Here is a 26490-nt window from a genome sequence, read left to right as displayed (position 1 = left end):
CGTCACGACGCGGCGACCGCACCGAGGCGCCGGGCGACGGCGTCGCACGCGGCGACGAGCTCGGCCGGGCCCGCGGCGAGCAGGTCGGCGTCGAAGGCCGCGACACGCGCAGCGAGCGCCACCCACGACCACGACCCGAGCCGGACCCGGCAGCGCTCCGGGCCCGCGGCCTCGACCGCGCCGTCCTCGACGAACGGTGCGACCACGCGCGCCGGGGCGGCGAGCTCGACCCAGCCCTCGCACGGCCACCGCGTGGCCGGTGCCTCCCAGGCCCCCGGGCTGCTGGACGTCGCCGCCGTGCCCGAGGCCCGGTGCGCTGTGCTTCCCGTCGCCGTGCTGCCTGCCGTCGTGCTGCCGGCGGGCGGCACGGGGCCCGCGACGGCGCCCGTGAAGCGCGCCGCGACGAACGCGCCGACGTCGCCGCCGGGCACCTCGCGCGCAGCGAACCGTGGTCCCGTCGGAGTGCGCGGCGTCATCCGGTCGAGCCGAAAGATGCGCCAGTCGTCGCGGTCGAGGTCCCACGCCACGGCGTACCAGCGCCCGTCGTGCACGACGACGTGGTGCACCTCGGCACGGCGCGGCTGCCGGACGCCGGCGCGCGGGTCGTCGGGTCGCACCGTCCCGGATGTCGCGCCGGGGCTCACGTCGGGGGTCGCCTCCGGTGGCGCGTCGAGCGCCACGGCCGCGTAGTCGAAGCGCAGCATTTCCCGGCGGCGCGCCGCCGCGCTCACGGCGAGCAGGACGTCGAGGTCGAGCCGGACGGCCGGGCGCCCAGGTGTCGGAGCGACGGTCGTGACGTCGACCGCGTCGACGCGGTGCCGCAGCCGGGCGGGCAGCACCTGCCGCACGGTCGTGAGCGCGCGGACGGCGGCCTCCACGAGGTCGTCGCCGACGCCGCTCGCGGTGATCGTGCGCAGCGCGACCGTGAGGGCGACGACCTGCTCGTCGTCGAACAGGAGCGGCGGGAGCTCGGCGCCCGCGTCGAGGCGGTAGCCGCCCACGCGTCCCCGCGTCGCGACGACGTGGTAGCCGAGCTCGCGCAGCCGGTCGACGTCGCGCCGCACCGTGCGGGCGTCGACGCCGAGGCGCGCGGCGAGCTCGGGGCCCGTGCGGTCCGGGCGTGCCTGGAGCAGCGCGAGCAGCAGGAGGGTGCGGCGCGAGGTCTCGGTCATGGCTCCATGCTCCCGCAGAATGCGGACACGATCCGTCCTGATGGAGCGCGAGAGTCGTGGGGTGCGCACGGGCCGACGGCCCGGCGCACGGCCCCCGGCGACCGTCGCGGGCCACTAGCCTCCCGAGGAGAGCCCATGTCCGTCCAGACCACCCCGCACCTCAACTTCCGCGGCGACGCCCGTGCCGCGCTCGAGCTCTACCGGTCCGTGTTCGGGGGCGAGCTCGTCGTCACGACGTACGGCGACCTCGCCCAGACGGCCGACCCGGCGACCGCCGACCTCGTCGTCTGGGGCCAGGTCAGCGCGCCGAGCGGGTTCCGCGTCATGGCCTACGACGTCCCTGCCGACCGGCCGTGGAGCCCGGGCGAGGCGCCGTTCTTCGTGTCCGTGCGCGGCGAGGACGTCGAGGAGGTCCGCGGCTACTGGGACGCGCTCGCCGACGGCTCGACCGTCGTCGCGCCGCTCGCGTCGTCCGACTGGGCGCCGGCGTACGGCATGCTCACCGACCGCTTCGGCGTGACCTGGGTGCTGGACGTCGCAGCGCCCCGCTGACCCCGGACCCTGGCCCCTCCTGCACCGGGAGAACCCGCCGGCGAGCACGGGACCGGCGACCGGATCTGCCCCGATCCGGTCGCCGGTCCCGTGCTCGCGCACCAGGAGTCGGCGACGTCACGCCCGACGGCGCAGGAGGACGACCGTCGCGGTGCCGCCCAGGACCAGCAGGAGCGCGAGGACGAGGAGGGAGGCCGCGTCCGCGCCGGTGGACGCGAGCCCGCCGGGGCCCGCCGTCGCCGGCTGTGTCGGGGCCGAGGTGGGCGTCGGGGCCCGGTCGTAGGTGTTCGCCACGACGAGCTCCGCCGTCTCGTCCTCCGCGACCGTCACGCTCTCGGGTGCCACGACGGTCCGGGTGAGGAGCGTGGTCGCGGTGCTGCCGTCGACGGTCTCGGTGACCGTGCAGGTCGTGCCTGCGGGGATGCCGTCGAGCTCCAGGGCCACGTTGTCCGCGCCCGTCAGGCCGCCCGGGAGCTCGACCTCCTGGTCGAACGCGCCGTCCGGGTCGTCGCACGTCAGGGCGAGGGTGATGGGCCCCTGGGAGCCGGCGGCGGGTCCGTCGACGGCCTTGCGGACGAGCAGCCCGCCCGTGGCGACCACGTACGTGTTCGTCACCGTCACCGTGGTGGTGTCGCCGTTGCTGATGATGACGGACTCCGGGGTGATGTCCGTCCCCGTGACGACGACGCGGCCGTTGTCACCGTCGTCGCTCTCGGTGACGACGCACGTCCACTCGGCGGGCAGACCGCTCACGACCTCCGTGTGCTCGCCCGCGGCGGCTCCGGCCGGGACGGTGACCGTCCGCTCGACGGTCTCGCCACCGCCCGGCGCCGTGCACACGACGTCGAGCACGACGTCGGACTGCAGCCCGGCGCCGTCGCCGGTCACGACCTTGGTCACCTCGAGGCTGCCCGCGGCGAACGGCTCGAGCAGCGCACCGGCTCGTCGGGTCAGCTCCGTCGGCTGTGCCAGGACGAGCTTCTGCGCCTCGTCGCGGCCCGTGTTCGTGCCGTCGTAGAGATAGACGGTGCTCTCGAGGACGGTCACCTGTCTCTCCAGGACGAATCCGTACGGCGGGGTGTCCCCGGCGAGCCGCGCCCAGAGGGTCGCGCCGGGTGGGACCGTGGCGCCGTCGGCGAGGAGGTCCGTGCCCTCGGGGTCAGTGAACACCTCGGCGCCGAACGACCGGATCGTCGCGGGCCCGTCGGCCTCGACGGTGAAGGGCCCGACGATGTCGCCCGTCGTCGGTGCGGCGAGGTTCTCGGGCGTCACCTCGAGCAGCGGGGGCGTGGGCTCGGGCGAGGGCCCGTTCGCGATGGCGTCCGCGACGATCTGCGCGGTGTACTGCCGCACGGGGTCGGTCGTCGCGAGCACGTACTCGTCGGAGAAGAACCAGATCGCGGCCTGGACCGCGGCGGCGCGGGCGTTCGCCGAAGGGGCGGCCGCGGGCTCATTCGTGACGGGGTAGTAGTTGTGGAGGATGTAGCCGACGTACCCCAGGTTGGGCACGTTCGCCTCGTCCCAGGTGCCGATCTCGTAGTTGACCCCGGTCCGCGTGTCGGTGAGCAGGTCGATGCAGTAGGTGAACGTCGTCTGGCCGGACGCCGTGTCCGTGACCTGGATCGCCCCGGCGAACTCCGCGTCGTTGGCGGTCGATCCGGCGGGCACGTCCGCGGGATACCCGGCGAGCGGGTCGAACCCGGCGGGTGCGGTGAAGCCCGTGACGGCCTGTCCCGCGCCGAACCCGGTGATCGAGATCTCCGTGAAAGGACCCCGCGGCCCGGCGCCGACCCCGTCGGGGTCGGGCTTCGCGTGGGCGGGCGGGGAGCCGACCACGAGCAGGACGGCGAGGAGAGCCAGGGCGGAGAGCCAGGCCACGGGCCGCAGCGATGCGGTCGGGGGCGTCGTCGTGGTCGCTGCGTGCACTGTTCCCCCTGGTCGAAAGTTGTCGGCGCGTCCTAGATTCCCACCGTGGAGTGAGAAGCGCCACACTTTCGACGGTGTGCGCCTCGGCGTGTCGGTTGTACGAGCCGCGAGGTGCGCTCCTCTCTCCAGGTGCAGGGGGACCGAACCGAGGGGGAACCCATGCCCGGAAGCAAGAAGTCGGCACCGCGGAAGCCGAGCCGGCGCGAGGTGCCGCAGACGCCCGACACCGTCGACGCGCTCTACCCGCCGCTGCCCGAACGCATCCCGTTGACGCTCGAGTCCATCGCGGGCGACGAGCCCACGTACGCGGAGATGCTCGAGTCCATCTGCGGCGCGACCGACGACTCCCAGCCCGTCGAGCAGTACGACGGCACGCTCGGCGTCACGCGCGCGTACGTGGACGCCCACCAGAAGCAGGCCGTGCAGGTCCAGTGGAACGCGGGGCTCGGCGGCGTCTTCACCAACCCCGGCAACGTCGACGGCGTGCGCTGGGGGAGCGGCACCCTGATCGCTCCCGACCTCGTCCTCACGTGCGGCCACCTGTTCGACCAGAGCGCCGACGGCTGGGTCCTGCCCCGCCAGAACGGGTCGATGCAGGTCCTCACGCCGCAGCAGATCGCGACGAGCATGCACATCAACGTGCTCTTCCAGGTGGACCCGTCCGGTGTCCTGCGCACCGAGCAGAGCTTCCCGATCGTCGCGCTCGTCGAGTACCGGCTCGGCGGCCTCGACATGGCCGTCGTGCGCGTGGGCGGCAACCCGGGCAGCACCTACGGGTTCACGGCCGTGGCCACGGCCAACCCGGCCGTGGGCGACATGCTCGCCATCATCGGCCACCCCGCCGGGATGCCCAAACGCGTCGAGGCGGGCCCGGCGACGGTCGTCACGACGAACCAGATCCGGTACGACGACATCGACACGCTCGGCGGCAACTCCGGGTCCGGGATCCTCGGGCCCGCGGGCGAGCTCGTCGGCGTCCACACGAACGGCGGCTGCAACGCGGCCGGGACCGGGTCGAACTTCGGCACGGCGATCGCGGGCATCCGTGCCGTGTCGCCGACGCTCCAGGCCCTGCCGCACGGGGCGCGCACCGCGACCGCCGACGACGGCTTCACGTCCCTCGCGAAGGACGTCATCGCGACCGTCAAGGCCGCCGACCAGGTCGGCACGCTCCTGGGCGCCGACACCGCGCGCGCCGTCGACGTGCTGACGATCCGGCAGGCCGACTCGCACACGGTCGCCGACCAGATCGGGACGTCGTTCCTCCGGGACCAGGGCGGCACGCCGCGCGCCCTCGACTCCGTCTTCCAGGGCGACACCCGCTTCGCCGCGGACAACCCCGTCGGCACCGGGATCGCGGGCGACGTCGGCTCCGGACCCGGCGACACGCTCCAGGAGGGGATCTTCGACCCCGGCGACGTCTTCGACCCCGTGGTCAACCCCGCGATCGGGCGGCTCGTGCAGGCCGGCGTGCTCGCCGGGGCGCGGCCGTTCGTCCAGGGCGCGGAGTCGCTCGTGGACGAGGACGGTCCGGGCGAGGCGGTCGACGTCGTCGGCGCCCTCGTCGAGGCCGTCGCCGAGGCGCGCGCGACCCTCGAGGCCGTCGAGGCGACGCTCGCCACCCTCCAGGCCGGGCAGTGACCCGGGCGACCTCGCCCACGGACCGGACCGGGAGCCCGCGATGATCGGCATCGTGTCGCACGCGGACGACCTCCACACCACGGAGGTCGTCCGCCACCTGGACGCGCTCGGCGCGCCCCACGCGCTCCTCGACACGGGGCACGCGCCCCGCGACGTGGCGCTGACCTCGACCCAGGACGCCGCCGGGTGGCGCGCCGACTGGGTCGACACGAGCGCCGAGGGCGTGAGCGCGGTGGACACCACCACGCTGCGCGCCGTGTGGTGGCGCCGACCGCAGCCGTTCGCGCTGCACGACGACCTGCGCTCCGCCCAGGACCGCGGGTTCGCCCACGGGGAGGTCGCCGCGGCGGTGTCCGGGCTGTGGTCGTGCCTGCCCGCCACCTGGGTCAACGACCCGGACCGCGACGAGGCCGGCTCCCGCAAGATGTGGCAGCTCCAGGTCGCCGCGCGCCTCGGGCTGCGCGTGCCGCGCACGTGCATGACCAACGACCCGGCACGCGCCCGGGAGTTCCTGCACCGGGAACCGGGTCGCGTGATCTTCAAGCCGTTCAGCGGCACGCCGGCGACGTGGCGCGAGACCCGCCCCGTGCGGGACTCGGACCTCGCGCTCATCGAGAGCGTGCGGTACGCGCCGGTCATCTTCCAGGAGGCCGTCGCGGGGTCGGACGTGCGCGTGACGATCGTCGGCACGCAGCTGTTCGCGGCCGAGCTGCGCACCGAGGAGTCAGCGTACGCGTACGACTTCCGCGTCGACACCCACCACTGCCCGACGTCCGTGCACGACCTCCCCGAGCACGTCGCCACCGCGCTCCTGCGGCTCATGGAGGTGCTCGGCCTCTGGTACGGCGCGGTCGACCTGCGCCGCACGCCCGAGGGCGACTACGTGTTCCTCGAGATCAACCCGGCCGGGCAGTGGCTGTTCGTCGAGTACGCGACCGGGCAGCCGATCGCCGCGGCGCTCGCGGCGCTGCTGGCCCGTCTCGACCGCGAGGAGGCACCGGGCGCGACGCGGCGGCGCACCTGGCGCGGCAGCGCGGACTGAGCGCTGGGCCTGTCGCCGGGCTGTCGCCGACCGGTCGCGCGCGGGGCGGTGTCCGTGCGCGTCAGCGCCAGCGGTCGCGCCACCGCTTCCACGGTGGCGCGACCGTCCAGTTGAGGCGCAGCGTGCGCCACGCGCGGTCCATGCGGCGACGGCGCTGGCGCCGCCCGCGCAGCGAGCGCGCCGACACCCCGACGCGCCACGACCGGTCGAGCACCGTGCGCCGGCCCGGGCCGAGGCGGAACGACAGGTCGAGGTCGTCGTGCACCTCCGGGTCGTCGCGCACGACGGCGTCGCGCACGGCGGTCCACGCCGAGCGGCGCAGGGCCATGCACGAGCCCCAGAGCGCGGTGTGGCCGAGCGCGAGGTGGCACAGCACGTAGTACGCGCCGAGGTAGGCGATCGCCACGGCGGCGCGCGCACCGCGCGGCAGGTCGTCGAACGTGCCCGTGCCGGTCATCGCGTCGAGCGTCGGGTCGGCGGCCATGCGGTCGACGACGCGCTGCACCCACCCCGGGTCGGGGAGCGAGTCGGCGTCGAGCCGCGCGATGACGTCGCCGCGCGCGGTGTCGTACCCGGTCGCGGCGGCGGCCGGGATGCCGACGCGGTCCTCGCGCACGACGACGGCGCCCCAGCGGCGCGCGACGAGCGCGGAGTCGTCGCGCGACGCGTTGTCGACGACCACGACCTCGAGCGGCGCGACGGTCTGCCGCGCGATGCGCGCCAGGCAGCGGTCGAGCGCGGCGGCGTCGTCGCGGACCGGGACGACGACCGACACGGTCGGGGCGGTGCGGGGCGTCACGGCCGGTGCTCCCAGACCGCGGTGCCGCGCGCGAGAAGGACCCCGGCGACGACCGAGCCGAGGAGCCCCGTCGCGAGGTCGGTGACGGTGTCGCCGTAGCCGACGCCGATCCGGTCGTCGAGGAACGTGTGCCCGGCCCACTCGCCCAGCTCCCACAGGATCGCGAAGACCGCCCCGAGACCTGTGGTCACCACGGCGACGCCCGTGCGCCACGGTCGGTCGTCGGCGTGCGGGGCGGGCAGCGCCCCGACGCGGACGAGCGTCACCGTCGCGAGCGCCGCGATCAGACCGGTGCACACGGCGTGCACGGGCAGGTCGAGCCACGGCACCGCGCGGTACCACTCGAGCTGGGCGGCCCAGGCGGAGGCGAGCAGCGCGGCTCCGTAGCCGACGTCGAGCACGCCGGTCACGCCGAGGGCGCGCGGCACCATCGTCCCGCCGAGCACGAGCAGGAACAGCGCGACGCCGACGCCGTCGAGCGCCGCGCCGGCCACGACGACGCTGAGCGCGGCACCGGCACGGACCGCGTCGCCCGCGAGGATCGCGCCGCGTGCCGGGGCGGCGAGGGAGGGGCCCGCCGTGGGGGCGGGGGTGGCGGGCATGCGGGGCTCCTGGGAGGGTGGTGCGGCGGCGGGGATCTCAGCCTCACACCCCGGCGCCGCGTTCGCACGCCCGTCCGCCGGGAGCGCTCGTCGCGCCTCCCGAGGCGCCCGTCGCGCGCCCGTCCGCGGTTCCCCGTCCGCCGTGTCCCGTGCGGCACGGCGCAGGGGGTCAGTCCCAGGTGGCGGTCGCCGGGTCCACGCCGTGCGAGCGCGCGTTCGCCTCGACCGCGGCGCGCAGCCACGCGGCCAGGCCCGGGGCGAGGCCGTCGTAGTGGGCACGGAACCCCGCGTCGTCGACGAACCGCCGCGCGAGGCACACGTGCCGCGCCGGCGGGCAGTCGAAGTGCGCGCCCATCGAGGCCCGGTGCCGCTCGGCGAGGGCGGCCGCCCGCGCCGACGCGGGGTCGACGCCCGCGCGGCACGCCGCCGCGAGGTCGGCCTCCAGGGCCGCGACGTCGTCGGCCAGGCGCTGCCAGTCCTCGGGCGTGCGCTCCGCCGACCGCTCGGCGTACTGCGCCCACTGCGCGGTGTCGCCCCAGAGCGCGCGCGCCTGCCTGGGCCACGCCGGGTCCCAGCCCTCGCCGAACAGCGCCACCTGCTCGGTGCGCGTGAGCAGGAGCCCGCGCTCGCGCGCCGTGACGAGGCGGTCCAGTGCGCGGGCGGTGCGCTCCATCCGGGCGATCCGCTCCCCGAGCAGCGCCCGGTGCCTGCGCAGCGCGTCCACCGCCTCGTCGCCGGTCGCGTCGAGGAGCGCTGCGACGTCCTCGATCGCCACGCCCAGCTCCCGGTACGCCACCACCCGCCGCAGCCGTGCGACGTCGGCCGCCGCGTAGAGCCGGTAGCCCGCCGGCGTCCGTGCCGAGGGGCGCACGAGCCCGACCGCGTCCCAGTGGTGCAGCGTCCGGACGGTGACGCCCGCCGCCGCGGCTGCGTCGCCGACCGTCAGCGGGTCGGCGCCGCGGCCGGGCATCGGGTCGGTGGTCACGTGACCCAGTGTCCACCGCGGAGCCGCGGTGCTCACGGGGCGGGCGCCTCGATCCCGATGCCCTCGAGGAACCGGGCGGGGTCGCTCCCGGCGACGAACGGGCGTGCCGCCGTCATGACGACGCGCGCGTTCTCCGGCGTGCGGACCTCGACCTCGACGGAACCCCACGGCATCTCGCGCGGGCCCGTCGTGCAGCCGGGCGTCACCGCCTCGCACGCGGCGACGATCGCGTCGACCTGCGACAGCACGCACGAGAAGCTCACCGTCAGGGCCGGCAGGTCGGGCGCGGGGGTGCCCGGGACGAGGAGCACGTCCTGGAACGCCCAACGGCGCAGGTGCACCATGCCGCCCGGCACGGAGAACAGGTCGAAGAACCCGAGCCCGTGCGTCCAGAGCTCGACGGACGCCGCGAGGTCGTCCGTCGGGACGGTCACGAACTGCGGCATCCCGTAGATGCCGTGGAACGGCTCCGGGGCGACGGCGTCGGGCCCCGGGACGGGGACGGGGGAGAGGTCGAAGGCGGGGAACGTGTCGGTCATGCGGGCAGCCTGCGCCCTGACGTCGCGTCAGGGTCAAGCGCCCGCGCGCGTCTCGTCGGCCAGCAGCGCGTACACGACGCCGTCGACCCAGCCCAGGTCCCGGTGCAGGGAGTCGCGCACCCCCACGCCCTCGCGCCGCATCCCCACGCGCTCCATGAGCCGCCACGACGGCTCGTTCGCGAGGAACGCGCTCGCCACGACGCGCCGCAGGCCGAGGTCCTCGAAGCAGACCCGCAGCAGCGCCCGCACGGCCTCGGTCGCGTAGCCCTGCCCCTGGTGCGCCGGGTCGAGCACCCAGCCGATCTCGGCCTCGTCGTCGTGCGGACGGTCGACGACGTCGCGCTGCGCCCAGCCGTCGCGGACCGCGAGGTAGAGGTCGCCGACCACGGCACCCTCGCGCTCCACGACGAGGGTCGTCGCGAGCCGGCCCGGCTCGGCGTGGTGCTCGCGCCACTCCTCGACCGCGGTGAACCGCTGCGTGAGCCACCGGTCCACCTCGGGCAGGCCGCGGTAGGCGAACAACGCGTCGGCGTCGTCCGGCCGGGCGCGGCGCAGCGTCAGGCGCGCGGTCCGCACGGGCCACGCGACCCGCTCCAGGGCGTCGGGGCGCACGTCGGTGGCGTCGGTCATGCGCCCACCCTGGCACGTGCGTGGCCTGCGCATCGAGGGGATTCCCGCGGCGCCGGACCGTCGGCCCGCGCCGCGGTCCCGACGACGGGCGCGTACGACGGCACGCCCCGCGCCGGTCTAGGGTCGCCCCCATGACGCTGTTCCTCGACGACCCCGACGAGGGTCTGTCGCCCGCGACGAGCCACCCCGCCTTCGTGTCCCTCGCGCCGGAGCCGTTCTACGACGAGGGCGAGGACCTCGCGCCGTTCGGCAACGACGCCGGGCACGACGCGCTGCGCGACCTCGAGGAGTGGTACGCCGCCGACGGGCGCGACGACGCGCTTCCCGCCTTCGTCGACGGCCTCCTGGCGGCGTGGGACCTCGGCGTCCCCGAGGACGTCTGGGCGTCCGGGCGGCAGGGTGTCGCGGACCGGCTCCGCGGCGGCGACGTCGACGAGGCGGCGCTCGCGGCCGAGGCCCGCGCGCAGATCGCGATCGTGCTCGGACAGCTGAAGATCCGCGGCGGCCTCACACCTCATGCGCGGGCCCTGGGCGTCGCGGTGCTCGACGTGCTTGCCGCCCTCAACGACCACGCGCGGGTCGTGAGCCCGGGCTGGCGGCACGCCGACGCCGACGCCGCGGCGACCGCCGCGATGGCCGCCGTCGTGCGGGCCGCGCCGGACCTGCCCTGACGACCCCGGCCTACGCCGGCGGCGGGTCGTCGTCGGCGCGGCCGCCGACGAGGTTCCGCACGCGCTCCCTGCGCGCTCGGTAGCGCGCCCCGAAGCGCTCCTGCGCGCGGGCGAGCCGGTGCGGCCGGCGACCGTACCGACGTCGGGCCCAGAACGACGACGGCTTTGCCAGCCGCACCGCGCCCACGAGCGCGACGACCGGGACCACCACGCCGACCAGGCCCGTCGCGAGCTTGCCCTTGAGGACGCACACGAACGCGAGCGCGAGGTGCACGACGACCGTCACGGTGTAGGCGAGCCAGCCGCCGGACGCGTCGTCGGACGTGACACCGATGGGTGACGCGGACAGGAGCAGCGCTCCGCCGAGGGCCCCGCCGACGAGGATCGCGTCGATCGAGCGCTGGCCCTCCTCTGCCCAGTAGACGTCGTCGACGTAGAGCCACAGCGCGAACTCGTCGAGCGCGAGCGCGGCGCCCGCGCCGAACAGCAGCGCGAGCACCTCCGACCACGGGTGCCCGGGGGAGTAGCGGAACTCGAGCATGCCGGTCAGGAGCACGAGCAGGATGCCCCACACCTGGTGGTGCACGTGGACGCCCCCGATCGACACGTCCCCGAGGAGGGACCGCCGCGAGCGCGGCGGGCCGTCGTCCGCGGGCTCGTGCCCGGGCGCCCCCGTGGTCGTCGCCGCGGCGGCCTCGGCGCGGGCGCGGATGCGGCGCGTGATCGACCGCACGACGACGAACGTCACGACGAACCCGACGAGCGCGAACAGCGCCGGGGCGCGGCCCGTGTCGACGACGTGCTCGGTGTACCAGCCCACGGTCCCCTCCCGGCCGGTGGTCCTGGGTCCATCGTCCGAGGTCCGGGGCGACCCGTCGAGCGGGCCGCCCCGGACCGGCGCTCAGCGGGCGGGTTGCTCCGCGCCCGGCGCCACCTCGTGGAGCCCGCCGTCCCGGTCGAGCTCGAGCCGCACGTCGACCCCGAGGCGGGCGAGGAACCCGTCGTCGTGGCTCACCACGAGCAGCGCGCCCGCGTAGCCCGACAGCGCCTCGACGAGCCGCTCGACGCTGCGCACGTCGAGGTCGTTCGTCGGCTCGTCGAGCACGAGGAGCTGGGCGGGCGGGTCGGCGAGCAGGAGCCGTGCGAGCGCGACGCGGAACCGCTCGCCGCCCGACAGCGTGCCCACCGGGCGGTCGACGGCCGACCCGCGCAGGAGCAGGCGCGCGAGGTGGTTGCGGACCGTGCCCGGCGCCACGCCCGGGGCGCCGTCGCGGACGGTGTCGAGCGCGCTGCGCGCGTCGTCGAGCCCGTCGCGCCGCTGCGGGAGGTAGCCGACCCGGTCCGTGAGGAGCGTCCCGCCGGCGCGTCCCGGCTCGGGCGCGCGCCCGGCGAGCAGGTTCTCCAGGAGCGTCGTCTTGCCGGTGCCGTTGGCCCCCACGAGCGCGACCCGCTCGGGCCCCTGGACGACGACCGTGCGGTTCGTCCCGTGCAGCTCGGCGAGCCGACGCCCGCGCGGGACGTCCGGGTCCGGCAGCACGAGGTGCACGTGCTCGTCGTCGCGCACCCGGGCCGCCGCCGCGTCGAGCGCCTGCTGCGCGGCCTGGACCTTGGCGTCCAGGCCCTGGCGCATCGAGCCCGCCGAGACCTGGGCCGCGGACGCGCGCAGCCCCATGGAGATGCGTGACCCGGTGCGGTTCGCCTGGGCCGTCCGCGCCGTCCGCTCGCGGCGCGCGAGCTTCGTCTCGGCCTCGACGCGCTGGCGCTTCTCGGCGCGCAGGGCCTGCTCGGCGCTCCGCGCGGCCTGCGCCGCCGCGGCCTGGTCGACCTCCAGCTGCGCGCGCCACGCGCTGTACGGGCCGCCGAACGTGGTCAGCGCGCCCGCGTGCAGCTCGGCGGTCTCGTCGACGTGCTCGAGCAGCTCCAGGTCGTGGCTCACGACGACGAGAGCCCCGGGCCAGTCGTCGACGAGCGCGGCGAGCCGGGCCCGGGTGGCGCGGTCGAGGTTGTTCGTCGGCTCGTCGAGCAGCGTGATCGCGCTGCGCCGCACGCGCAGGCCGCTGATCGCGACGAGCATCGCCTCGCCGCCGGACAGCTCGCCGACGCGCCGGTCGAGGCCGACGCCGTCGAGCCCGATCTCGGCGAGCGCCTGGGCGGCGCGCGCCTCGACGTCCCAGTCGTCGCCGACGGCGTCGAAGTGCCGCTCGTCGACGTCGCCGGACTCGATCGCGCGCAGGGCGTCGAGCGTCGCGTCGATGCCGAGCAGGCGCGCGACGCTCGCGTCGCGGCCGAGCGTGAGCGTCTGGGGGAGGTAGGCGACGTCGCCGGTGGTCGTCACGCGCCCGGAGGTGGGCGTGAGCAGGCCGGCGACGAGGCGCAGGAGCGTCGACTTGCCGGCGCCGTTGTCGCCGACGAGGCCCGTGCGGCCGGTGCCGAACGTTCCGGAGAGGTGGGAGAGCGCGACGGTGCCGTCGGGCCACTCGAACGTGAGGTCGGTCAGCGTCACCGCGGACCGGTGCAGGGTGGACATGGGGGTGCTCCTCGGCCCGCGGTGCCGCGGGCGTGGTCGTGCCGGGAAGGTCGGGCGGGCCGTCGTCGCGCGGGCGCGCGGACGGGCCGCCGGTGGCGGGAGCGGTGGGGCGTCGTCCCGGCACGCCGAGGCCGCGGCACGAGCCGGGCAGGGGTCGCCGACGAGCGCTCCGACGGGGCGGAGCGGGGGCGAGGGGTGCGCTGGGACGGGCCGCCGACGGCTCGGCGGCTAGAGTCTGTCGACCTCGATGAGCACGTGACGATGCTAGCAGCGCGGCCCGGCCGGGTCCGTGGGCGCAGGGTCCGCGGGCGCGGTGCCCGTCACCCCGCCGGAGCCTGCTCCCGGCCCGTGGCGAGCGAGGCGACGAGCGAGGCGACGAGCGCCGCGGCGGCCGCGCCCGGGTGCGGCCGCGTCACGAGCCCGAGGGACCACGCCTCCGGTGCGTCGAGCGGCACGGCGACCGCGCCCGGCGCGGGCTCGTACATGTCCGCGGGGACCACCGCGACGCCGAACCCGGCGGCGACGAACGCGGGCAGGTCGCCGACGTCGGCCACCTCCGTGTCCGCGCGCGGCGCGACGCCCGCGTGCGCGAACGCGCGCTCGGCGACCACCCGGTTGCCGAACCCGCGCGGCGTCGTCACGACGTGCTCGTCGGCCAGGTCGCCGGGCGCCACCGACCGCGCCCCGGCGAGCGGGTGGCCCGCGGGCAGCACCGCGACGAACGTCGACGACGTGAGGGGCGTGTACCGCAGACCGGGGTGGTCCTCGGGCCCGAGCCCGGTGAACGCGACGTCCACGACGCCGCGCCGCACGTCCTCCCCGAGGCCCGTCGACCCGGCGCGCGACGGGGTGAGGCGCAGCACCACGCCGGGGTGGCGGTCCCGGAACGCGGCGAGGGTGCGCGGCAGGCCGAGGTACCCGAGGTTCGTGAACACCCCGAGCCGCACCGTGCCGCGCACGTGGTGCGGCCCGGGCGCGACGGCGGCACGGGCCTGGTCGACGGCGTCGAGCACCGCCCGGGCCCGGGGGAGCAGCGCCTCGCCCTGCGAGGTCAGCGCGACCGAGCGCCGCGTGCGCTCGAACAGGCGGGCGCCGAGCTCGGCCTCCAGGGCGCGCACGCCCGCCGAGACGCTCGACTGCACGGCGAAGACGCGCGCGGCGGCGCGCGTGAAGCTCAGCTCCTCGGCCACGGCGACGAAGTACTCGAGCTGGCGCGTCTCCATGCCGCTCACCCTACGACGTCCTATCGCTGACATCGATCAAGAGGATCGGTACAAGTCGTTGGACACGATCAGGAGCACAGGCGGACGGTGGACGCATGACGACGACCTCGGCACCTCCGACCCGCCCCGCACCCGCGCGACCGGACGACGCGCAGCGGCCCTCCCGGCCGCCGCGTGCGCGGCGCACGCGGCCGCTCGTCTCGCACGGGTCCGGGTTCCTCGTGGTGGCGCTCGCGTTCGCGACGGCCATGGCGTTCTCGACGGTCCCGACGCCGCTCTACCCGCTGTACCAGGCGCGCGACGGCCTGCCGACCGTCGCCGTGACCGTCGTCTTCGCCGCGTACGCCGTCGGGGTCGCCGCGAGCCTCTACCTCGTCGGGCACCTCAGCGACCGGTTCGGGCGCCGCCGCGTCCTGGTCCTCGGCCTCGTGGCCGAGCTCGTCGCGGCCGTGCTGTTCCTGCTGCTGGACGGTCTGGGCGGCCTCGTCGTCGCGCGGCTCGTCTCGGGCGTGGGGATCGGGGCCGTCACCGCGACGGCGACCGCGCACCTCGCCGAGCTCCGCGCGGCAGCCCGGCCCGGCGGCCCGGCGGACACGAGCGCCGTCGCGGGCCTGGCGAACATCGGCGGCCTCGCGCTCGGACCGCTCGTCGGCGGCCTGCTCGCCCAGGCCGTGCCCGCGCCGCTCACGACGCCGTACGTCGCCTTCGCCGTCCTGCTGGCCGCGGCCGTCCTCGCCGCCGCGCTCGTGCCCGAGACCGTGCCGCCCGCCGCCGCCCCGTACCGCTACCGCCCGCAGCGCGTCGCCGTGCCGCGCGCCGGGCGCGGCACCTTCGTCGCCGCGGCGGCCGCCGCGTTCGCGGGGTTCGCGGTCTTCGGCCTCTTCACGTCCCTCACCCCGAGCGTGCTCGCGACCGTGATGCACGAGGAGGGGCGCCTCGTCGCCGGGCTCGTCTCGGCCGCGGTCTTCGCCGCGGCCGCCGTCGCGCAGCTCGCGACGGGCCGGCTCGCCCGCCGGCGCCAGGTCGTGCTCGCCGTCGCGCTGACGCTCACGGGGCTCGCCGTGCTCGCCGTCTCCGTCGGCACCGCGAGCCTGCCCGGCTTCGTGGCGAGCGCCGTGGTCGCGGGCGCGGGCGTGGGCATCCTCTTCCGGGGCGCGCTCGCGACGGCGGGGGCCCTGGCGGAGCCCGGCCGCCGGGGGGAGGTCCTGGCGGGGGTCTTCCTCGTCGCGTACCTGGGGCTCGCCGTCCCCGTGCTGCTCCTGGGGCTCTCGCTCACGGTCGAGCCGCTGCGCCTCATGGTCGTCGTCTTCGCGGCGGCCACCGCGCTGCTCGTCGCGGCGGCCGCGCCGGGCCTGGCACGCCGGTCCTGAGCGGGCGGGGCGGACCGCGGTCCGCCCCGCCGTGCCGTGGGTCAGCGGGCGAGCTCGACCCGCGCGACGCCCCAGCCGAGGGCGTCGTGCCCGACGACGCGCCACCCGGCGCGCGCCGCGAGCCGCGCCACGTCGTCGGGCGTGCGCGGTCCGGACCCCGTCGTCGCGAGGGACAGCAGCGCGTGCTCGTGCGCGTGCGGGCTCAGGCCGTCGGGCGTGAGGTCCTCGACGAGCACGGCCCGACGCGCGGCCGCCCCCATCGCGGCGAGAAGCGCGACCACCTCGTCGTCGGTGCGGTGCCCGGTCCCGAGCGCGCACACGGCGAGGTCGGTGCCGGGCCAGGAGCCGGACGTGGCGTGGGGCGACCCCGTGCCGGCCTGCTCGCGCAGGACGGCGAGCGGCACGGGGTCCTCGACGAGCGTCGTCGTGCGGTCACCGGGCACGTCCGCGAGCAGGTCGGCCACGACGAGCGCCCCCGGCCCTCCGACGGCCACCGACCGCGCGCCCGACCACACGGGCCACGTCGGGAGGCCGGTGAGCACGTAGGGCAGGACGTCGGCGCCCTCGACGACCTCCGCGGCGAGGTCGGCGTCGGCCTCGACCTCTGCGCGCAGGGTCCGGCCGCGCGAGCGCGCCCACGCCGGGGCGTCCTCGCGCAGCGCCGGGGCGAGCGCGGCGAGCGCGAGGACCGCGTCGGCCTCCAGGCCCTCGTACTCCTCGCGCGCGTGCTCGTCGTCGAGGAGGTCCTCGCCGGCGTCGGCCAGGGCCACCTTGTCACCGTCCGAGGTCACGACCCCCGACGCCGTGAGGACGTCCACGAGGGCCCGGACCGCCGCGGGCGCGACGCGGGCCGCCTCGGCGAGCGCCGCGACGTCGCGCGGGCCGTCGCCGAGCGCGTCGAGCAGCCCGAGCTGGAGTGCGGCGCGCGTCGCGAACCACGGCACGGGGGACGGCACGCCCGCGGGCTGCGCCGCGGGGGCGGTGCCGGTCGCGATGCTGCCGGGCGCGTCGCTCGCGGTGCTGCCCGGGACGCCGCCCGAGGTGTCGCCGACGGTGCTCGCGGAGTCGCCCGGCCTCGCGCCCGAGGGCGCCGGCTGCGCGTGCCAGTACCCGGTGACGTCGACGTGCGTGCGGGGCACGCCGCGCTCGCGCGTGAGGTGGCGGCGCACCGGCAGCAGGGCCCGGCTCTCGCTCGCAGCCCACGCGTAGACGCGCCCGGGCCACCACGTGATCGCGCGCACCGCCTCGCCGAGCGCGCCGCGGTCGCCCTCGGGCGCGACGACCCAGCGGACGGTGTCGCCGTCGCGCAGCGCGAGGTCCTGGCGCGCCGACGCGTCGCCGACCGTCACGACGACCTGCACGGGCGCGTCGACAGGACGCTCGTCGAGGAAGCGGCCGATCGCGGGCAGCGCCGTCTCGTCGCCCGCGAGCAGGGCCCAGTCGACGTCGTCGGGCCACACGGTGGAGGCCTTGGGGCCGACGAACCACAGAGCGTCGCCGGGGCGCGCCGCCCCGGCCCACGCGGCGGCGGGCCCGTCGCCGTGCAGCACGAGGTCGAGGTCGAGCTCGCCCGCCACCGGGTCCCAGCGGCGCGGCGTGTAGTCCCGACCCTGCCGGTTCGGCGCGGGCGGCCAGTCGATGCCGTGCGCGCGCTGCACGGGCAGCGCGGACGCGACGTCGCCGTCGGACGCGAGGACGAGCTTCACGTGGTCGTCGAACCCCGGGGCGTCGAACGCCGGCATCGGCAGGCCGTCGCGCTCGAACGCGCCGAGCTCCGGCCCGACGAGCGTCACGCGGCGCATGCGGGGCGTGACGTCGACGACGCGCGCGACCTCGACGCGCCGCAGGACGAGGGGGTGGGTGCGCAGACGGTGCTGGGCCATCAGGAGAACTGCTCCTCGACGACGTCGAGCAGGGCCATCGCCTCGTGGTAGTCGCTGCGGATCGTCCACGTGGGCAGCTCGTGCGCGGTCCCGGCGGCGAACGACGGCAGCGCGGCGAACACCGGGTCGGCGGCGAGCGCGTCGAGGTCGACCTCCGCGCCGTTGAAGCCGATGACGAACACGTTCGGCGCCGTGACCACCGACGTCACCTGCTCGGCCGACACCTCGAACATGTCACCGCCCGGCGTGTACGGCTCGGCGCCGGTCTGCTCCTGGATCGGCTGGACCGCGAACCCGAGCCGCTCGAAGATCGCGGGCAGCCCCTCGCCCTCCTGGAGGGCGTACGTGGTGCCCTCCGCCGTGCGGGCGAGGAACGCCGTCTCGCCCGCGGGCACGGTGATCGCGTCGCGCACCTCCGCGAGCCGGTCCTCGTACCCGGCGGCGAGCTCCTCGGACGTCGTCGCGTCGTCGAACACGTCCTCCGCGAGGAACGCGAGCTGCTCCTGCCAGGTCGTGTACGTGCCGCTCACGAGGACGGTCGGGGCGATCTGGCTCAGGCCGTCGTAGACGTCCGTCGCCTGCTCGAGCGGGAAGCCCCACCCGCCACCGACGATGAGGTCGGGCTCGAGCGCGAGGATCGCCTCGAGGTTGAAGCCGTCGGCGCTCCACTCCAGGAGCTCCGTGCCGTCGGCCTCGGCCTCCTGCGCCCAGAGCGGGGAGAAGGCCGGCTCGGGGTCGTCGGTCACCTCGGGCACGGTGGCGAGGACCGGGACGTCGAGCGCGTAGAGGTAGCCGGCGAGCGCATGGTTGAGCACGACGACGCGCTGCGGCTCCGTCGGGACGGTGACGTCGCCCTGGTCCGTGGCGACGACGCGCTCCGCTGCGGACGAGCCGGTGGGCTCTCCGGAGCCCTCCGCCCCGGCGTCGGACGTGGTGGTGCCGCCCGAGCACGCGGAGAGCGCGAGCGTCGCGGCGGCGACGAGCGCGGCCAGCGCGGTGAGGGGGCGGCGGGTGGGACGGCGGGACGGCAGCATGGGACCTCGCACTCGGGAGCAGGGACGCGGGGGCCGCACGGCGTGACCGGGGCGCACCTCGCGAGGTTAGGCTAACCACACCTGCGCGCCGTGCCGTGTCCGGACATGACACGGACGCTCCCGGACGCGACACGACCGGGCGCGACAGAACCGGGCGCGACACGTCCGCACGGTGCGCCGCGGGACGCGTCCGAGGTCGTCGCGCGGGACGGCCGGACCGGAGGGTCCGGCCGAGGAGAGGAGCGCCGCATGACCCCGACCGCGCTGGGCGCCGTCGTCCCGGAGAACGCCGTCCGCTTCCTCGGCCACGACACCCACGCGCACGACGAGCCGCACCTGGTCCACGTCGTCGCGGGCACCGCGGAGCTCGTGGCCGACGGCGCGCCCCTGACCCTGCGCACGCACGAGAGCGTGTGGCTCGCCCCCGGCGTGCCGCACTCCGTGCGCCTGCCGGGCGGGGCGATGGCCCTCGGGCCGGTGCTCTCGCCGGGCGTCGAGCCCCCCGTCCGGGTGCACCGGCTCGGCGTCGTGCCGGCCGTCACGGACGTCCTGACCGCCGTGCTCTGCGCGGGCCCGGTGACCCCGGAGCAGGTCGCGCCGTTCCGCGCGGCCCTCGAGGAGGTGCTCCGCGGGGTCACGGGCGACCACTTCGTGCTGACGCTCCCGTCGCACCCGGTCGCGCGCGCCGTGGCCGAGGACGCCCGGCGCGGGGGTGCGACGCTCGAGGAGCTCGCCGACCGACGGCACGCGAGCGCGCGCCACGTCCAGCGGCTCTTCGTCGAGGAGACGGGGCTCCCGTTCGGGCGCTGGCGCACACGCGCCCACCTCAACGTCGCGATCGCGCGCCTGCGCGGCGGCTCGCAGCTGGACGCGGCGGCGCGCGCCGCCGGCTACGCCACGCGGGCCGGCCTGCTGCGCGCCCTCAGCCGGGAGACCGGGCAGCCGGTCGCCGACCTCGCGCGGGATCCCCTGGCGGTCCTCGACCGCGCGCCGCGGGACGCGGGACGCGGGACCCGGGCGGCTCGCCCCGCCGAGCGGCTGAGCGCCTGAGCCGGATCAGCGGTCGCGCACGACCCGGTAGCGCAGCGCGGTGCGGACGCCCACCTCGTCGACGCTCACCTTCTCCAGGGTGGCGGGGACGCCGCCGTCGAACAGCCGGACGCCGCCGCCGAGCAGCACCGGCATGACGTCGACGGCGAGCTCGTCGACGAGGTCCGCCGCCAGGAGCTGGCGGAAGAGGTCCGCGCCGCCCACGAACGTCACGTCACGGTCGCCGGCGGCCTCGACGGCGCGGCGCACCGCCTCCTCGACCCCGTCGGTGACGAACTCGATCCAGAGCCGCTCGTTGCGGCGCGGCGCGACGGGCAGCGGGTGGTGCGTCACGACGAAGATCGGTGCCTGGAACTCGTAGTCCTCCGCGTAGCTGTCGGGGTCCTCGGCGCCGTCGAACGTGCGTCGCCCCATGAGCACGGCGCCGGTCTCGTCCTGGAGCCGGCGCATGTAGTCGCTGCCCACGAGCGTGTCGAAGTCCGCGTAGAGCGCGGCGCTGCTCCCGGCGGCGTCCTGCACGAACCCGTCGAGCGACACCGTCGCCCCGGCGATCACCTTGGCCATGGATCCTCCTCGTCCCTGTTGCGCGGTCGAGGGGGAGACCCGGGGCGGCGCGCGGACTCATCGGTCGGCGGGCGGCCTCCGGGTCGGCCCGCTCCCGGACGGTGCCCGCCGTCGGGCCGTTCGGCAGTTCTCATTATCGTGTTGACCCTGTTCGCGGGCCGTCGTGAGAGTGGCTGCCGTCCCACCCGCTCTCTCACCGTGGAGGCAGCATGCCGGACGACCCTCGCCCACCCGTCCCTCGTCCCCTGACCCGTCGCGCGCTCCTGCGCGGTGCCGTCGTGCTCGGCGCGGCGACCGCGACCGGCACGCTCGCCGGCACCGTGGGCGGCATCGCCGCCCCGGCGCCCGCGCACGCGGCGGTGCCCGGCTTCCCGACCTTCCGCTACCTCGGGCAGCCGCTCGACCGGAGCACGTTGCGGTACAACCCGACGAACGAGCTGATCTTTCCCTCGGTCCGGTACGTCGCCGGGCGCGTCGAGAACCCGCTCGGCCGCTGGTACATGTACTACGCCCCGCACGACGCCCCGGGCGGCATCTGCCTGGCCTACGCGGACTCCGTCACCGGCCCGTGGCGCGAGCACCCCGCCAACCCGATCATCCCGCGCACGTGGGCGGGCTTCGACGTGAGCCACGTGTCGAGCCCCGACGCGTTCTGGAACCCGGCGGACCGCCGGATCTACCTGTTCTTCCACGGCGAGAACCACACGACCCGGGTCGCGAGCTCCGCCGACGGCCGCAGCTTCACGTACCACAACCGGGTCGTGGGGACGTACATGCTCCCGGGCGTGAGCGAGACGTCGTACGCGCGCGTCTTCCCGCACCCGACGCAGTCGGGGATCTACGTCATGCTGCTCATGGGCAACCACGGCGGGACTCGCAAGATCTACGTCGGCTGGTCGCAGTCGCTGACCTCCGGCTGGCAGGTCAAGCCGGAGCCGCTCATCACGCCGGCCGCCGGGGAGGGCGGCCAGGTCTCCGGGGCGCACTACTGGTCGCGCAACGGCGGGGGCCACGTCGTCTACCACGCGGGCTCGGGCAACATCCACGTCGCGCGCGTGGGGACGGGCTTCGACCGCGAGGACCACCTCGGGGTCCTGTACGACTCGGGGTCCGCCGCGCCGGACCACGGGCGCGCCGCGGCGCCGTCGTTCGTGGAGGTCGACGGCCGCCTGCACATGTTCTACGAGGCCGGCCAGCGCGGCTCCACGACGATCGCCCTCGCCCGCGCGGACTGACGCCCCGGCCGGGCGTCCATCGCCCCGGGCGCCCGGTCGGGCCCGTCACGCGAGGTCGACGTCGGCCCACAGGGCGGCGTGGTCGGACGCCGCGTGCACGGGCGACGTCATCGTGTCGTAGTGCGGGAACAGGGTCCCGTCCTTCCCGCCCCACACGCCCCGGCGGAAGACCGACCCGCCGACGGTGCGCTCGAACAGCGCGGGGGAGAGCAGGACGTAGTCGATCTTCTGGCTCGCGGTCCCGTTGCCGTACGTCCCGGGACGCCCGTCGCCCCGGAAGTCCGGGTGCACGCTCACGTCGCGCAGGTCGGTCCCCTCGAGGAGCGGGCGCAGCGGCACCGACCCCGGTGTGTCGTTGAGGTCGCCGACGACCACGACGTGCTCCTCGCCGCGGGCGCGCAGGCCCGCGTAGATCGCCGCGGTGCGGGTCGCCTGGCGGCGCCGGGTCGCGTCCGACTCGGCCTGCGTCCCGTACCCCTTGGACTTGAAGTGGTTGACGAGCACGGTGAGCGTGTCGCCGCCCGGCAGCACGACGACGTACTCGGGGCAGTCACGACCGAAGACGAGGCGTCCGCGCGAGTCCCGGTCGTCGACGTGGGAGCGCACCGTCCCGATCTCGTAGGGCCGCCGCGTGAGCAGCCCGACGTCGATCCCGCGGTCGTCGTTGCCGTCGATGACCATGACGTGCGGGTAGAGCGCGCGCCCGGAGCGGGTGACGCCCGCGTCGGTGAACCGCTTGAGCGCGACGCGGCTCTCCGCCTCGACGACGGCGAGGACGTCGGCACCGACGTCGGCCACGACGCGCGCCGTGTGGGCCATCGCGAGCTCGTCGACCCGGTCCTTGACGAGGTCGACCCAGCCGACCCAGTCGCCCCGCCCGGTCGCGACCACCTCGGTGCGGGCCGTCCCGGCGGCCTGCGACCCGGTGCGGCGCACGAGCCGCCCGCGCACCTGGCGCAGCACCGCGAGCGCGGCGGCGTCGGCGCGCAGCAGGCCGAGCGTCTCCAGGTGCTCCAGGATCTCGGCGCGGACGTCGGGGCCGTACCGCTCCTCGGCGATCAGGGCGTTGACCCGGGCGTGCGCCGCCAGGACCGCGTTCCCCGCGGTCAGCGGGCCCGCCATCGCGCGCGGCCGCTCGAACAGGTTCTCGACGTTGAACGTCCCGATCCGGACCGTCGCCATCGTGGGCTCCCTCGCGCGGCCCGGGACCCGAGGTGGGTGCGCGGCGCGGACCGGCTCCACCAGGAGGGAGGGCCGCGGCCGGTGTCCCGGACGCCGCCGCGGGCGCGGGCGCGGTCGCGGTCGCAGGACCGCACCACGCGGCCGGCCCGGCCGGTGTCACCGCCACCGGCCGGGCCGCCCGTGGCCGGCCGGGCGCGCCGGCCGGTGACCCGTCAGCGTCTGCGCGGGGCGGGCGCCGACGGGTAGATGTCGCGGAACGCGGGCTCGAACGGTCTGGACAGGAGCGACAGGCCTGCCTGCTCGGGCGTGCGCCCGCCCTTGGCCGCGTTGCACGGCTCGCACGCGGCGACGGCGTTGAGCCACGTCGTCGTGCCGCCCTGGCACCGCGGGACGACGTGGTCCATCGTCGTCGCGGTCCCGCCGCAGTACGCGCACCGGTAGCGGTCGCGGCGCAGGAGCGCGGCGCGCGAGTACGGCACGCGGCCCTGCCGCTCGTACACCCAGCGCGCGTGCACGTACCGCACGAGCGCGACCGACCGTGGCCGCTGGTAGGGCCCGAACGTCTCGCCCTCGACGGCCTCCAGCACCTCGGCGACCTGCCGGTGCAGCATGCGGATCGCGTGGCGCAACGACACGCGGCCGAGCACCTGGCTGCCGCCGAGGTTGTAGATGACCACCTCGCTCATCGTCGCTCCTCCTGTCGTGCGTTCGCGTGCCGTGCCCCGGGACGACGAGAGCCGCCCCAGGACGGTGCCCCAGGACGGCTCTGCAGGTGGACGACGCACGTCGTCTAGCTGAGGAGCGCCCTTCGGGACGGGTCGACGGACCACTCGTGCGTCACGCGGGTCCACCTGCCCTTCACCGGTCGTCATGGTCGAGCGTCCGGGCGGGTCTCGACCGGACGCCACGAGGCTATGCCCGCGAGCGCGCGACGTCCACGGTTTTGCGCCCGGGCGGCGTCAGGCGTCGTCCCCCGCGTCCGTCCCCGCCGCCGTCGCACCGGGCTCGGCGCCCGGCCCCGGGTCGCGCTCCGTGCCCGACGCCGCGTCGCCCGACGCCGGCCGGTGCGCGCGCCCGGCACCGGAGAGCTGGACGAGCAGCGCGCCCGACAGGACCCAGACGAGCCCGGCGGCCGAGACCGACCCGCCCGCGAGCGCGGCGACCGCCCCCGCCGCCACGACGGGCACGGCGAGGACCAGCGCGGTGCGGACGTCGCGCAGCACGGCGTGCACGCCCGCGGACACCAGGCCGTGGACGGCGAACGCCCCGACGAGCAGCGCGAGCTCGGCCGGCTCGAGGACGCGCGCCGGGCGGTCCAGCACGCCGCCGAGCGCGCCCGCGAGCGTGGCGAGGGCCCCCGTCGTCACGAGGTGCAGGAACCACGCGACCCGGGGCGGCACGCCGGCCGGGCGCAGGAGCGCCACGCCCGCGTACCCGGAGCGCACCGTGAGCGCCCACAGCCCGACCAGCAGGGTGAACGCCCCCGCGCCCGCCACGAGCAGGGTGCGGTCCCACTCGGCCTCGCTCGCGGCGTCGATCGCCTGGATGAGGCCCTCGCCGAGAACGATGATGACGAACAGCCCGAGACGCTCGCCGAGGTGGGGCACGTCGCTCGCGGCGGCGTCGACCGTCGTCGGGACCTCCAGGTCGCGCCGCCGCCCGCGGTCCGGCGCGCCGGGTCGTGCACGACGGCCGCCGAGCGCACGACCCCGGCCCCGGCGCTCGCGGACCTCGTCGAGGCGTTCCTGCGCGCGCCGCACGAGCCGCTCGCCCGAGAGCGTGAGGAGCAGCACCAGGTCGATCGCGAGGCCGACGCCCCACAGCACGTACCGGGTCTGGCCGTCGGTCCACCACGACACGATCCAGGGCACGACGCCGGCGAGCGCCTGCACGACGGGCAGGTCGACGACGACGGTCGTGCGCCGCCAGGGGCGTGCGGCGACGAGACGGCCCACGACGTAGGCGACGGCGAACGCCCGGGCGTGCTCGTCGTGGATGCCGGGGACGGCGGCGATCATCACGGCGAGCGCGGCCATCCCGGCGAGGATCGGCAGGGACCGCGCGCCCTCTCCCGCGACGTTGCCGTACGTCGTGAAGCACGCCCACACGAGCCAGAAGGCCGTGTACGCCACGACGTACAGCGCGAGCCCGCCGCCGTCGTGGTCCTCCTGGAGGAGGTGGGCGAGCATGCCGATGCCCGCGACGACGACGAGGTCGAAGAACAGCTCGAGCCAGGAGGCGTGGCGCTCCTCGCCGACGGGCGAGGTCCCCGCCGCGGGGGCGGCCGTCACGGGCGGCCGTCGGGCGCGTCGGGCGCGTCGGTCGAGGTGGTTGAGGTGGGCGAGGTGGGGACGGGCGCGGGTTCGAGCGGGAGCCGCACGACGAACCGCGTGTCGCCCGGCACGGACGTCACGGCAAGGTCGCCATGGTGCTTGTTGACGACGATGCGCCACGAGATGTCGAGACCGAGCCCGGTGCCCTGCCCGACGGGCTTCGTCGTGAAGAACGGCTCGAAGATGCGCGGGCGCACGACGTCGGGGATCCCGGGGCCGGTGTCGGCGACCTCGACCTCCGCGTGGTCGTCGACGCGCCGGGTGGTCACGGTGAGGGTGCCGGTGCCGGCCATGGCCTGGGCGGCGTTCTCGACGAGGTTGGTCCACACCTGGTTGAGCTCGGCGGCGTACACGGGCACGGGGGGCAGGTCGGGGTCGTAGCGGCGCACGACGTCGACGCCGTCGAGGGTGTGGTCGAGCATCGTCAGGGTGGAGTCGAGCAGCTCCCGCAGGTCCACGGGCCGGAAGGGCGCCCGGTCGAGCTGGGAGTACTGGCGGGCGGCGCCGACGAGGGAGGAGATGCGCACGGTGGCGTCCTCGATCTCGGCCATGAGCTGCTCGGTCTCGATGGTGTACGCGAGCCAGCTCACCGCGCCGGTGAGCGCGCCGGCGTCGACCCGTCCGGCGACGCGGTCGAGCCACGGCTCGTCGATGCCGGCCTGGACGAGCGCGGGGGAGACCCGCCACCCCTCGGGCAGGCCGTGGTCGTCGAGCCAGTCGGTGAGGCGGTCCTCGAGGTCGGAGGTCTCCAGAGCGCCGACGGCGTCCGCGGTGCGCGTGTCCGCGTACCGCTCGAGCGCCTCCTCCTGGAGCCGGATCAGCTCGGCGAGCGTGGCGCGGTCGTAGGGGCCGTCGGCGATGAGCGCGAGCTTGTGCCGCATGGCCGCGACGCGCTCGCGCAGGGTCCCGGTGGCGCGCACGGCGGCCGCGGCGGGGTTGTTGAGCTCGTGGGTGAGGCCCGCGGACAGGGACCCGAGCGCGAGCAGCCGCTCGCGCTGCCCGACGAGCTGCTGCGCGTCGCGCGTGCCCCAGAACACGCCCTCGAGCAGGTGCACCGCCATGGGGAACCACTCGGTCATGAGCTTGGCGAAGTCGTGGGCCGCGAGCACGAAGAAGCGCGAGGGCTCGAGCGCGCGCGCCGAGTGCAGGTAGGTCTGGGGCAGCCGGTCGCCGAGGTAGGCGTTCCAGGCGCCCAGGTAGACCCCGACCTGACGGGTGCGCGAGACCTCGACCTCGTCCTCGCCGACGCGGCGGTAGAGCGCGACGCCGCCGTCGAGCAGGACGTAGAACGCCTCGGCGGGCGCGCCCTCGTGCAGCAGCCAGCCCGCGTCGTGCCGCTCGACGTGGCCGGTCGCGCACAGCCAGGCGAGCTGGTCGTCGGTGAGGTGCTCGAACAGGAACGTGGCGCGCAGCTCGTCGACGTCGCACGGCAGCCAGCCGCGCGCGGCGGCGGCCGCGGCGGTGCCGGGCGCGGTGCTGGCGCCCGCGGGGGGCGGGGTCGTGGTGGGGTCCTCGGTGCTGGTCACGGTG

General features: G+C 76.3%; 24 protein-coding genes. 7 read left to right on the top strand and 17 right to left on the bottom strand.

Going from position 1 to position 26490, the window contains the following annotated elements; genetic code table 11:
• Nucleotides 1-2: 2 nt before the first annotated feature.
• Complete coding sequence (locus tag RDI86_RS09610) at nt 3-1172, bottom strand: WYL domain-containing protein (RefSeq protein WP_308821275.1); 1170 nt, start codon at nt 1170-1172, stop codon at nt 3-5.
• 135 nt (nt 1173-1307) lie between these two features.
• On the opposite strand from RDI86_RS09610, the gene RDI86_RS09605 reads away from it, so the two are divergent.
• Complete coding sequence (locus RDI86_RS09605) at nt 1308-1724, top strand: VOC family protein (protein ID WP_251176327.1); 417 nt, start codon at nt 1308-1310, stop codon at nt 1722-1724.
• A gap of 117 nt (nt 1725-1841) precedes the next feature.
• On the opposite strand, the gene RDI86_RS09600 is transcribed toward RDI86_RS09605, so the two are convergent.
• Nucleotides 1842-3602 (bottom strand): DUF5979 domain-containing protein, encoded by a 1761-nt coding sequence (locus RDI86_RS09600; RefSeq protein ID WP_308821274.1) that lies wholly within the window; start codon nt 3600-3602, stop codon nt 1842-1844.
• 207 nt (nt 3603-3809) lie between these two features.
• On the opposite strand from RDI86_RS09600, the gene RDI86_RS09595 reads away from it, so the two are divergent.
• Both RDI86_RS09595 and RDI86_RS09590 read left to right on the top strand, forming a co-directional pair.
• Nucleotides 3810-5291 carry a serine protease gene (locus RDI86_RS09595; protein WP_308821273.1) on the top strand — a complete coding sequence of 494 codons (1482 nt, stop codon included), beginning with the start codon at nt 3810-3812 and terminating at the stop codon, nt 5289-5291.
• A 40-nt stretch (nt 5292-5331) separates the two neighbouring features.
• A complete protein-coding gene (locus tag RDI86_RS09590) occupies nt 5332-6333 on the top strand; it encodes an MvdC/MvdD family ATP grasp protein (protein WP_061268456.1) in 1002 nt (333 codons plus the stop codon).
• Nucleotides 6334-6394: 61 nt separating this feature from the next.
• Here the strand turns inward: RDI86_RS09590 and RDI86_RS09585 are convergent, their stop codons facing one another.
• From RDI86_RS09585 to RDI86_RS09565, 5 genes are all read right to left on the bottom strand, one after another.
• Nucleotides 6395-7132, bottom strand: coding sequence for a glycosyltransferase family 2 protein (locus RDI86_RS09585; RefSeq protein ID WP_308821272.1), 738 nt, complete (start codon nt 7130-7132; stop codon nt 6395-6397).
• Nucleotides 7129-7734, bottom strand: a complete 606-nt coding sequence (locus RDI86_RS09580; protein ID WP_308821271.1) for a hypothetical protein — start codon at nt 7732-7734, stop codon at nt 7129-7131. Before RDI86_RS09580 ends, RDI86_RS09585 begins: the two co-directional genes overlap by 4 nt.
• Nucleotides 7735-7903: 169 nt before the next feature.
• Nucleotides 7904-8719, bottom strand: coding sequence for a MerR family transcriptional regulator (locus tag RDI86_RS09575; protein WP_308821270.1), 816 nt, complete (start codon nt 8717-8719; stop codon nt 7904-7906).
• Nucleotides 8720-8751: 32 nt separating this feature from the next.
• A complete protein-coding gene (locus RDI86_RS09570) occupies nt 8752-9258 on the bottom strand; it encodes a VOC family protein (RefSeq protein ID WP_308821269.1) in 507 nt (168 codons plus the stop codon).
• Between the two features lie 33 nt (nt 9259-9291).
• Nucleotides 9292-9888 carry a GNAT family N-acetyltransferase gene (locus RDI86_RS09565; RefSeq protein WP_061268453.1) on the bottom strand — a complete coding sequence of 199 codons (597 nt, stop codon included), beginning with the start codon at nt 9886-9888 and terminating at the stop codon, nt 9292-9294.
• A 131-nt stretch (nt 9889-10019) separates the two neighbouring features.
• On the opposite strand from RDI86_RS09565, the gene RDI86_RS09560 reads away from it, so the two are divergent.
• Nucleotides 10020-10559: a hypothetical protein gene (locus tag RDI86_RS09560; protein ID WP_163187593.1), complete on the top strand. Its 540-nt coding sequence runs from the start codon at nt 10020-10022 to the stop codon at nt 10557-10559.
• A gap of 10 nt (nt 10560-10569) precedes the next feature.
• Here the strand turns inward: RDI86_RS09560 and RDI86_RS09555 are convergent, their stop codons facing one another.
• From RDI86_RS09555 to RDI86_RS09545, 3 genes are all read right to left on the bottom strand, one after another.
• Nucleotides 10570-11379, bottom strand: a complete 810-nt coding sequence (locus RDI86_RS09555; RefSeq protein WP_061268451.1) for a hypothetical protein — start codon at nt 11377-11379, stop codon at nt 10570-10572.
• Nucleotides 11380-11460: 81 nt separating this feature from the next.
• Entirely contained in the window at nt 11461-13086 is a 1626-nt protein-coding gene (locus RDI86_RS09550; RefSeq protein WP_308821268.1) for an ABC-F family ATP-binding cassette domain-containing protein, read from the bottom strand.
• Nucleotides 13087-13406: 320 nt separating this feature from the next.
• Nucleotides 13407-14309 (bottom strand): LysR family transcriptional regulator, encoded by a 903-nt coding sequence (locus tag RDI86_RS09545; RefSeq protein WP_308821267.1) that lies wholly within the window; start codon nt 14307-14309, stop codon nt 13407-13409.
• A 95-nt stretch (nt 14310-14404) separates the two neighbouring features.
• Here RDI86_RS09545 and RDI86_RS09540 point away from each other — a divergent pair, with 95 nt between their 5' ends.
• Nucleotides 14405-15679 (top strand): MFS transporter, encoded by a 1275-nt coding sequence (locus RDI86_RS09540; protein ID WP_308821266.1) that lies wholly within the window; start codon nt 14405-14407, stop codon nt 15677-15679.
• A 41-nt stretch (nt 15680-15720) separates the two neighbouring features.
• On the opposite strand, the gene RDI86_RS09535 is transcribed toward RDI86_RS09540, so the two are convergent.
• Together RDI86_RS09535 and RDI86_RS09530 are read right to left on the bottom strand one after the other, a co-directional pair.
• Nucleotides 15721-17562: a siderophore-interacting protein gene (locus RDI86_RS09535; protein ID WP_308821265.1), complete on the bottom strand. Its 1842-nt coding sequence runs from the start codon at nt 17560-17562 to the stop codon at nt 15721-15723.
• Nucleotides 17562-18596: an ABC transporter substrate-binding protein gene (locus RDI86_RS09530; RefSeq protein ID WP_308821264.1), complete on the bottom strand. Its 1035-nt coding sequence runs from the start codon at nt 18594-18596 to the stop codon at nt 17562-17564. The genes RDI86_RS09535 and RDI86_RS09530 overlap by 1 nt, the downstream gene beginning before the upstream one ends.
• A gap of 249 nt (nt 18597-18845) precedes the next feature.
• Here RDI86_RS09530 and RDI86_RS09525 point away from each other — a divergent pair, with 249 nt between their 5' ends.
• On the top strand, nt 18846-19646 hold the full coding sequence (locus RDI86_RS09525; RefSeq protein ID WP_076404839.1) for a helix-turn-helix domain-containing protein: 801 nt from the start codon (nt 18846-18848) through the stop codon (nt 19644-19646).
• Between the two features lie 6 nt (nt 19647-19652).
• Here RDI86_RS09525 and RDI86_RS09520 read toward each other — a convergent pair whose 3' ends face one another.
• Nucleotides 19653-20210 (bottom strand): dihydrofolate reductase family protein, encoded by a 558-nt coding sequence (locus RDI86_RS09520; RefSeq protein ID WP_043659185.1) that lies wholly within the window; start codon nt 20208-20210, stop codon nt 19653-19655.
• Nucleotides 20211-20419: 209 nt separating this feature from the next.
• Here RDI86_RS09520 and RDI86_RS09515 point away from each other — a divergent pair, with 209 nt between their 5' ends.
• Nucleotides 20420-21445: a hypothetical protein gene (locus tag RDI86_RS09515; protein ID WP_076404841.1), complete on the top strand. Its 1026-nt coding sequence runs from the start codon at nt 20420-20422 to the stop codon at nt 21443-21445.
• Nucleotides 21446-21490: 45 nt separating this feature from the next.
• Here the strand turns inward: RDI86_RS09515 and RDI86_RS09510 are convergent, their stop codons facing one another.
• The 4 genes from RDI86_RS09510 to RDI86_RS09495 all read right to left on the bottom strand — a co-directional run bounded on the left by RDI86_RS09510 (nt 21491) and on the right by RDI86_RS09495 (nt 26486).
• Nucleotides 21491-22627 (bottom strand): endonuclease/exonuclease/phosphatase family protein, encoded by a 1137-nt coding sequence (locus RDI86_RS09510; RefSeq protein ID WP_076404842.1) that lies wholly within the window; start codon nt 22625-22627, stop codon nt 21491-21493.
• A gap of 212 nt (nt 22628-22839) precedes the next feature.
• Nucleotides 22840-23313, bottom strand: coding sequence for an HNH endonuclease (locus RDI86_RS09505; RefSeq protein ID WP_009863577.1), 474 nt, complete (start codon nt 23311-23313; stop codon nt 22840-22842).
• Between the two features lie 273 nt (nt 23314-23586).
• The gene (locus RDI86_RS09500; protein WP_308821263.1) at nt 23587-24918 is read right to left on the bottom strand and encodes a low temperature requirement protein A; all 1332 of its coding nucleotides are present in this window, start codon (nt 24916-24918) and stop codon (nt 23587-23589) included.
• A complete protein-coding gene (locus RDI86_RS09495) occupies nt 24915-26486 on the bottom strand; it encodes an ATP-binding protein (RefSeq protein ID WP_308821262.1) in 1572 nt (523 codons plus the stop codon). Before RDI86_RS09495 ends, RDI86_RS09500 begins: the two co-directional genes overlap by 4 nt.
• Between the last annotated feature and the right edge of the window lie 4 nt (nt 26487-26490).

It is taken from the genome of Cellulosimicrobium sp. XJ-DQ-B-000 (assembly GCF_031119065.1).
Lineage (GTDB): Bacteria > Actinomycetota > Actinomycetes > Actinomycetales > Cellulomonadaceae > Cellulosimicrobium > Cellulosimicrobium funkei.
This window is presented reverse-complemented; position numbering and strand designations above follow the sequence as displayed.